At 69.5% G+C, this 7,599-nt stretch carries 5 protein-coding genes and 1 pseudogene; 3 read left to right on the top strand and 3 right to left on the bottom strand.

Going from position 1 to position 7,599, the window contains the following annotated elements:
• Window positions 1–1,363: ammonium transporter (locus RMO04_RS20005; RefSeq protein ID WP_309646528.1), on the top strand; the 1,363-nt coding region annotated here is incomplete at its 5' end.
• Between the two features lie 87 nt (window positions 1,364–1,450).
• Here the strand turns inward: RMO04_RS20005 and RMO04_RS20010 are convergent.
• The 3 genes from RMO04_RS20010 to RMO04_RS20020 are packed head-to-tail and all read right to left on the bottom strand — an operon-like array spanning window position 1,451 to window position 5,783.
• Window positions 1,451–2,344, bottom strand: a complete 894-nt coding sequence (locus tag RMO04_RS20010; protein WP_309646529.1) for a 4-(cytidine 5'-diphospho)-2-C-methyl-D-erythritol kinase — start codon at window positions 2,342–2,344, stop codon at window positions 1,451–1,453.
• A gap of 4 nt (window positions 2,345–2,348) precedes the next feature.
• The gene (locus tag RMO04_RS20015) at window positions 2,349–4,052 is read right to left on the bottom strand and encodes a tetratricopeptide repeat protein (protein ID WP_309646530.1); all 1,704 of its coding nucleotides are present in this window, start codon (window positions 4,050–4,052) and stop codon (window positions 2,349–2,351) included.
• A 57-nt stretch (window positions 4,053–4,109) separates the two neighbouring features.
• A complete protein-coding gene (locus tag RMO04_RS20020) occupies window positions 4,110–5,783 on the bottom strand; it encodes an electron transfer flavoprotein-ubiquinone oxidoreductase (protein WP_309646531.1) in 1,674 nt (557 codons plus the stop codon).
• A gap of 153 nt (window positions 5,784–5,936) precedes the next feature.
• Here RMO04_RS20020 and RMO04_RS20025 point away from each other — a divergent pair, with 153 nt between their 5' ends.
• Together RMO04_RS20025 and RMO04_RS20030 are read left to right on the top strand one after the other, a co-directional pair.
• Window positions 5,937–6,743, top strand: a complete 807-nt coding sequence (locus RMO04_RS20025) for a uracil-DNA glycosylase (protein WP_309646532.1) — start codon at window positions 5,937–5,939, stop codon at window positions 6,741–6,743.
• A gap of 67 nt (window positions 6,744–6,810) precedes the next feature.
• Window positions 6,811–7,599: pseudogene (locus RMO04_RS20030) on the top strand (hypothetical protein); the annotation flags it as partial.

Raw genomic sequence — 7,599 nt, forward strand, 5'->3', positions numbered from 1 at the left:
GACGCCGACCACCGAGGCCCCGGCCCAGAGCGTCGACAAAGGCGACACCACCTGGATGCTGGTCTCCACCGTCCTGGTCCTGCTGATGATCCTGCCGGGCCTGGCGCTGTTCTACGGCGGCCTGGTCCGTCAGAAGAACATGTTGTCCATGCTGATGCAGGTCTCGACGGTCACCGTGATCGGCATGATCGCGTGGCTGCTCTACGGCTACAGCCTGGCCTTCACCGATGGCGGCGGCTTGGACAAGTTCGTCGGCGGCGCCGGCCGTCTGTTCCTCAAGGACGTGACCCCGGCCAGCAACGTGGCGACCTTCTCGACAGGCATTTACATCCCCGAGCTGGTCTTCATCTGCTTCCAGATGACGTTCGCCTGCATCACCGCCGCCCTGGTCCTGGGCGGCGTGGCTGAGCGGATGAAGTTCGCCGCGGTCGTGGCCTTCGCGGTCCTCTGGCCCCTGCTCTCCTACTATCCGATGGCGCACATGGTGTGGTGGTGGGCTGGTCCCGACGCCGTCGCCATCGCGCCGAAGGATCCGATCCAGTCGGGCCTGCTCTGGGGCTGGGGCGCCATCGACTTCGCCGGCGGCACCGTGGTCCACATCAACGCCGGTATCGCCGCCCTGGTCGGCGCCCTGGTGGTGGGTCCCCGCAAGGGCTTCCGCACCGAGGCCATGCCGCCTCACTCCCTGACCCTGACCCTCGCGGGCGCCGGTCTGCTGTGGGTGGGCTGGTTCGGCTTCAACGCCGGCTCCAACCTTGAAGCCAACGGCTACGCCGCCCTCGCCATGATGAACACCCTGGTGGCCACCGCCGCCGCCGGTCTCTCGTGGGTCGTCACCGAGTGGGTGACCCGCAAGAAGGCCAGCATGCTGGGCATGGCGTCGGGTCTGGTCGCCGGCCTCGTCGCCGTCACCCCGGCCGCCGGCTTCGCCGGCCCCGTGGGCGCCCTGGTCCTGGGCCTGATCGTCTCGCCGATCTGCGTGATCTTCTGCTCGGCCGTGAAGAACGCGCTCAAGTACGACGACAGCCTGGACGCCTTCGGCATCCACGCCGTCGGCGGCATCGTGGGCGCCATCGCCACCGGCTTCCTGGTCAATCCGGCCTGGGGCGGCGCGGGCGTGGTCGACTACACGACCTGCGGCCTCGACGGAGACATCTCCACCTGCGACACGGCGGCCTATGTGATGGGCACGCAGGTTATGGCTCAGGTGAAGGCGGTCCTGCTGGCGATTTCGTGGTCGGCCGTGGCCTCGGCCATCGTCTTCTTCGCCATCAAGTTCACCATCGGCCTGCGGCCTTCGGTGGAGACCGAGGAAGAAGGCCTCGACATCAGCGAACACGGCGAACGCGCCTACCACTCGTAAGCGCTTCGTCAGGAGCAGGGCCGCCTGGGTCCCTGCTCCCCTCTCGGGAACGGGGGCCCTCGCGGCCCCCGTTTTCGTTCGTGGAGCTCAGATCGCGCCGTCCCAGGGGCCGCCCAGGCGGCACCGCTCGACCCACCAATTGGGGCGCATGGCTTCAAGGCGCTCGGCCAGGGTTTCGGCCTCGATGTCCGAGCCGCAGAGGGCGAAGCAGGTGGCCCCGGAGCCGGACATCCGGGCCAACAGGGTCTCAGGCTCGTCGGCCAGGGTTTCCAGGACATCGCCGATCGCGGGCGCCAGGGCCATCGCTGGCGCCTGGAGGTCATTGGCGGTGGTCCGCAGCCAGCCCGACAACTCCTCCACGCTCTCGAACGCGTCGGGCATGGTCGGCGGCGCGATATCGCCGAACACGCCGCGCGCGTCCAGGGCGCGATAGACTTCGGGCGTGGAGACGCTGACCCCCGGATTGACCAGCACCGCGTCAAGGACCGGCAGGCCCGGCGCTGGGCTCAGTCGCTCTCCCCGCCCCTGGGCCAATACCGGACGGCCCCAGAGGCAGGCCGCGCCGTCGGCGCCGAGCTCGGCGGCGATCGCTTCCAGCTCGGTGTCGCTCAGCGAGGCGCCAAGAATCTCGCGGGCCAATCGCAGGGCCGCGCCAGCGTCGCTGGAGCCGCCGCCGAGCCCCGCGGCCACGGGCAGTCGCTTGTCCAAGGTGAAGGCCACCGGCGGCTGTGGCCCCCGCGTCCGGGCCATCAGGGCGCGGACGGCGCGCATGACCAGATTGTCGGCCTCCGCCCCCTGCAGCGCGGCGGCGAACGGCCCGCCCACCCGCAGGGACAGGGCATCGGCGGCGCGGACACCCACGCGGTCGCCGATATCGGCGAAGGTCATAAGACTGCAGAGCGGGTGATAGCCGTCGGCGCCCGGCGCGCCGACGTGCAGGAAAAGGTTGATCTTGGCGGGCGCGAAGACGTCCGGCGCCATGGCCCTACTGCCCGGCGATACGGGGCGAGGCCGCGGGTCCCTTCGGGCCCAGGCCGGAGGCGAGCTTGGCCTCCACGTCGGCCTTGATCCGCGCGTCGGGATCCAGGGTCAGAACCCGACGCCACTGGAATTCGGCCTCGGTCCGGCGGCCGACGCGCCAGTAGGCGTCGCCCAGATGGTTGTTGATCTCGGGATCGCCGGCCTCGAGCTCCACGGCCTGCTCCAGGCGCTCGACGGCCTTCTTGTAGTCGCCCAGGCGGTAGTAGGCCCAGCCGAGGCTGTCGATCATGGCGCCGGACTGCGGGTTGGCCGCCACGGCCTTCTGGACCATGCCCAGGGCCTCGGCCAGGTGCTCGCCCCGATCGATCCAGGAATAGCCCAGATAGTTCAGCAGCTCGGGATCCTCTGGCCGCTGCTTGAGGGCCGCGCGCAGGTCTCGCTCGGCGTCCGACCATTGACCCGAGCGTTCCAGGGCGACGCCGCGGGCGTAGAGCAGGCGCCAGTCGGGGTTGGCGTTGGCGCCGATCACCTCGGTCAGCACGGTGGCGGACTCGGCGTAGCGGTCGTTGGCGCGCAGCAGGTCGGCATAGGTGACGCGGGCCTCATGCTCGCCGGTGGCGGCGGCCTCCTGGGCCATCTTCAGCGCGATCTCCGGCTGCTTGGCGTTCTGGTAGCTCCAGGCGAGCTTGGCGCGGGCCGTGGCGTACTCCGGCGATCCCGGCCGGGGACGGCCATAGGCGTCGCGCGAGGCGGTGGTGTCGCCCGCCACCTCCATGATGTCGCCGACCATCAGCCAGGCTTCGTTGCGGGCCGGGTCGAGCCGCAGGGCCAGGCGCAGATAGGCCAGGCCCAGCTGATCCTGCTTGGCGCCGAGCATGGTGGCGGCGGGGGCGATCAGCACCTGGGCCGCGCCCTGGCGCAGGGTCGGCATGGGCGGGGGCGACTTGCCAGCCAAGGCGCGGGCGCGCGCCGCCGCCATGATGGCGTCCGAAGGCTGGGCCGCCAGCGCCTTGTCGTAGAGCGCCAAGGCGTCCGGCCGGCGATTGCGCCGCTCCAGGAAGGCGCCATAGGCCAGGATCGCCATGTCCAGGGCGTTCTCGCCGCCCGTCAGGGCCTTGTAGTCGGTCTCGGCCTCATCGAAGCGTTTGGCCCGCTCGTAAAGGTAGGCCTGGCCCAACTGACCGAAATAGTCGACGACCCGGTCGCCGCGCACCTCGGGCCGGACCAGAGAGCCGTCCACGTCGCCGCCCATGGCCGCCGCCCAGGGCGCCAGCAGGGCCGCGGCGCCGCGGTGAGGAAAGCCGATCCCCTCGCCGGTCAGGATGGCGTGGGCTTCCTTCCCCTTGCCCTGGGCCATTTCCTCCACGCCCCTGACCAGTTGACCGAGGCGCTTGGTGGCGTCCGAGGCGTCCGCGCCGTTCGGCGCGAGCGCCGCGGCCTTGGCGATGTCGCCGGCCAGGACGGCGGCGGTGAAGGCCCGATCGCGCAACAGGTCGTTGGCGCCGCCCTCGGCCTCGGCGCGCTGGAAGTAGGCGGCCGCTTCGGCGCCGTTGCCGTCGTTGAGCGCGCCCTGCCCCGCCAGGAAAGCGCCATAGGCCGAACCGCCCATGCCGTCGATCATGGTGGGCCGCCAGGCGGCCTCCTGCGACGGCGAGGCGCAGGCGGCGACCAGGAGAAGCGGAGCGAGGGCTACGAGGAGGTGGCGCATGAACCGAAGGTCTCCGCTTTCGGCGGCGACTTCAAGGCACGGCGCCGATCCTTGGCCTCACATGTTCGGATAGTTCGGTCCGTCGCCGCCCTGGGGGGTGGTCCAGACGATGTTCTGGGAGGGATCCTTGATGTCGCAGGTCTTGCAGTGGACGCAGTTCTGGAAATTGATCTGGAACTTCGGGTTCTTGCCCTCGGCGTCGTACAGAACCTCATAGACCCCGGCCGGACAGTAGAGCCGCGCGGGCTCGCCATGGCGCGGCAGGTTCACCTGGATGGGGATCGAGGCGTCCTTCAGCGTCAGATGGGCGGGCTGATTCTCGTCGTGGTTGGTGGCCGACAGGAAGACCGAGGACAGCTTGTCGAAGCTGAACTCGCCATCCGGCTTGGGATAGACGATGGGTTCGTAGTCTTTGGCCAGGCCCGTGGACTCCGCGTCGCTCTTGCCGTGCTTGAGCGTGCCCCAGGGCGACCAGCCGCCCAGCGCGTTGGCGATGATGGCGTCGATTCCGCCCAGGACGATGCCGGGGATGGTCCCGAACTTCGACCACAGCGGCTTGAAGTTGCGCACGTTGCGCAGCTCCTTGGCGATCCAGGAGGTCTTGTAGGTCTCCTCGTAGGCGGTCAGTTCGTCGCCCGAGCGGCCGGCGCCGATGGCGGCGAAGGCGGCCTCGGCGGCCAGCATGCCGCTCTTCACGGCGTTGTGGCTGCCCTTGATGCGGGGGACATTGACCATGCCGGCCGAGCAGCCCAGCAGGACGCCGCCGGGGAAGTAGAGCTGCGGCAGGGACTGGTGGCCGCCCTCGGTGATGGCGCGGGCCCCGTAGGAAATGCGCTTGCCGCCTTCCAGATAGCCGCGGATCGCGGGGTGGGTCTTGAAGCGCTGGAACTCGTCGAAGGGCGAGAGCCAGGGGTTCTTGTAGTTGAGGTGCAGGACGAAGCCGATGGCCACGTAGTTGTCGCCGAAGTGGTACATGAACGAGCCGCCGCCGGCGTCGTTCTTCAGCGGCCAACCGAAGGTGTGCTGGGTGAGACCCGCCTCGAAGGCCTCGTCAGGAACCTGCCACAACTCCTTGATGCCGATGCCGAACTTCTGCGGATCGCGGCCGGCGGTGAGACCGAATTTGGCCTGGAGCTGCTTGGCCAGCGAGCCGCGCACGCCCTCGCCGATGAAGGTGTACTTGGCGTGCAGTTCGATGCCGGGCTGGAAGTCGGGGCCGGGCTGGCCGTCCTTGCCGACGCCGAACACGCCGGCCACGACGCCCTTCACCGAGCCGTCGTCGTTGTAGACCACCTCGGAGGCGGCCATGCCGGGATAGATCTCCACGCCCAGGCCCTCGGCGTGGGCGGCCAGCGAACGACAGACGTTGCCGAGCGAGGCGATGTAGTTGCCGTGGTTCAGCATCCACTTGGGGAACGGCAGGAAACTGACGTCCAGGTCGCCCTGCGGCCCCAGGATCACGAACTTGTCGCGGGTGACCTTGGTCTCGAGCGGGATGCCCAGCTCTTTCCAGTTGGGCAGCAGTTCGTTGAGACCGGCGGGGTCGATGACCGCGCCGGACAGGATGTGGGCGCCGACCTCGGAGCCCTTTTCCAGCACCGCGACCGTGATCTCGGTCCCGGCCGCCTCGGCGAGCTGTTTCAGTCGGATCGCGGCGGAGAGCCCCGAGGGACCGGCGCCGACGATGACGACGTCGTACTCCATCGCTTCGCGTTCGATGGCTTCGGTCATGTCCCCAACTCCTTTGGGCCTGCGTGCCAAGGGTTCCCCTCCCTTGTGTCACGCGGCGTTGATCCGTCTGGCGACTTATCGGTAGCTTGGGCAAGGGCGGTCAAGCGTGAACTCCGCTATGATGCTGTCCCAGAGAAGCTTTTCACGGACCCGATGACGCAAGCCGACCCCCGCGCCGCCGAAAGCCTGCTCGCCTTCTGGGCCGAGGCGGGTGTCGACGCCATGCTGCTGGACGAGGCGGTGGACCGCATCGAGGCCGGGCGGATCGTCCCGCCGCGCCCGCCGGAACGCAAGGCCGTGGTCCCTGCCCCGACGGCCAAGGCCCAGACGCCTGACGTCCAGGGCGCGGTCGCCGAAGCGCGGCGCCTGGCCGGCGAGGCCCAGGACCTGGATGCGCTCAAGGCCGCCATCGCCGGCTTCGATGGATGCCCGCTGAAGTTCGAGGGTGCGCGCCAGGCGGTGTTCTCACGCGGACGTGTCGACGCGCCGCTGATGATCGTCGGCGAAGGTCCCGGGGCCGAGGAAGACGCACGCGGCGAACCCTTCGTGGGCAAGGCGGGGCAACTGCTGGACCGGATGCTGGCGGCCGCGGGCCTGACCGATCGGGTGTTCATCACCAACACCGTGTTCTGGCGCCCGCCGGGCAATCGCACGCCCACGCCGCAGGAGCAGGCGGTGTGCCAACCCTTTGTGGAGCGGGCGATCGCGCTGGTCGCGCCGAAGATGCTGCTGCTGGTGGGGGCGCCCGCGGCCAAGTCGATGCTGAAGCGCGACGAGGGAATCCTGTCCCTGCGCGGGCGATGGTTCGAGTGGCGTTCGGAGAGCGGCGACCTGGAACTGCCCGCCATGCCGACACTGCACCCCGCATTCCTGCTCAGACAACCGGCAGCCAAGAAGAAGGCGTGGAGCGACCTTCTGACCCTGACCGAACGACTTGATCGCCCGGAACGGGGCGGGTAGGACTCCCCCGTCGAGAACAAGGGCTGCGTCCAGATCGCTCTCAAGAAGCGGCCGACGCGGAGAATGGATGCAGGCACGCAACGGCATTCAGGTCGCGGTTCTCGCCGGGATCTTCGCCGCTTTCACCCAAACCGCCGTCGCCGCGCCCAAGGTGCTGAGCGATTCGGACGCGCAGCGTTACGCCGCGGCGTTCGCAGCCGTCGAAGACGGCGACTTCATCGACGCGGGCCTGCAGGCGGCCCAGGCCCAGGACCAGTCCCTGGCCGGCCACCTCGCCTTCCGCCAGCTCATGCATCCCACCGTCCACACCGCCAGCTATGACGAGTTGGCCAAGTGGCTGGACCGGTTCGGCGACCTGCCAGGCGCGGAACGCATCTATTCTCTCGCCAGCCGCCGCAAGCCCGCCGAGGCCGCGGCGCTGAAGACCCCGGTCCTGGCCGGCTTCGGCTGGGGCGCCATCGAGCGGACAGCCCAGGGCGTGGCCAACCGCCTGCCCGGCGCCAAGGGGCGCATGGCGCGCGAAGCCTTCTACGGCGGCGACATGAGGCGGGCCTACGAGTTGGCCTCAGGGGCGGACGAACGGTGGATCGCCGGCATGGCCGCCTACCGCTTGAAGAATTACGCCGCCGCCGAGACCCAGCTGGCTCTGGTCGCCCGCGACAACGATGAAGATCCCTGGCTGAGGTCAGGGGCGGCCTATTGGGCGTCGCGCGCCACCGCGCAGGCCGGGGACGCCGCGCGATCCGAGGAATTCCTGGCCCAGGCGGCGCGTTTTCCCACCACCTTCTACGGCATGATCGCCGAGCGCCGCGTGGCGCTGGCCAAGGCCAATCGCTTGGCCGTGGCCGAGCAGGGC

It is taken from the genome of Phenylobacterium sp., assembly GCF_031412415.1.
Classification (GTDB): Bacteria; Pseudomonadota; Alphaproteobacteria; order Caulobacterales; family Caulobacteraceae; genus Phenylobacterium.

What these genes read in the sequence shown, in the direction of transcription:
- RMO04_RS20010 (WP_309646529.1), bottom strand. Translation starts at nt 2,344, where the DNA reads ATGGCGCCGGACGTCTTCGCGCCCGCCAAGATCAACCTTTTCCTGCAC.
- RMO04_RS20015 (WP_309646530.1), bottom strand. Translation starts at nt 4,052, where the DNA reads ATGCGCCACCTCCTCGTAGCCCTCGCTCCGCTTCTCCTGGTCGCCGCC.
- RMO04_RS20020 (WP_309646531.1), bottom strand. Translation starts at nt 5,783, where the DNA reads ATGACCGAAGCCATCGAACGCGAAGCGATGGAGTACGACGTCGTCATC.
- RMO04_RS20025 (WP_309646532.1), top strand. Translation starts at nt 5,937, where the DNA reads ATGACGCAAGCCGACCCCCGCGCCGCCGAAAGCCTGCTCGCCTTCTGG.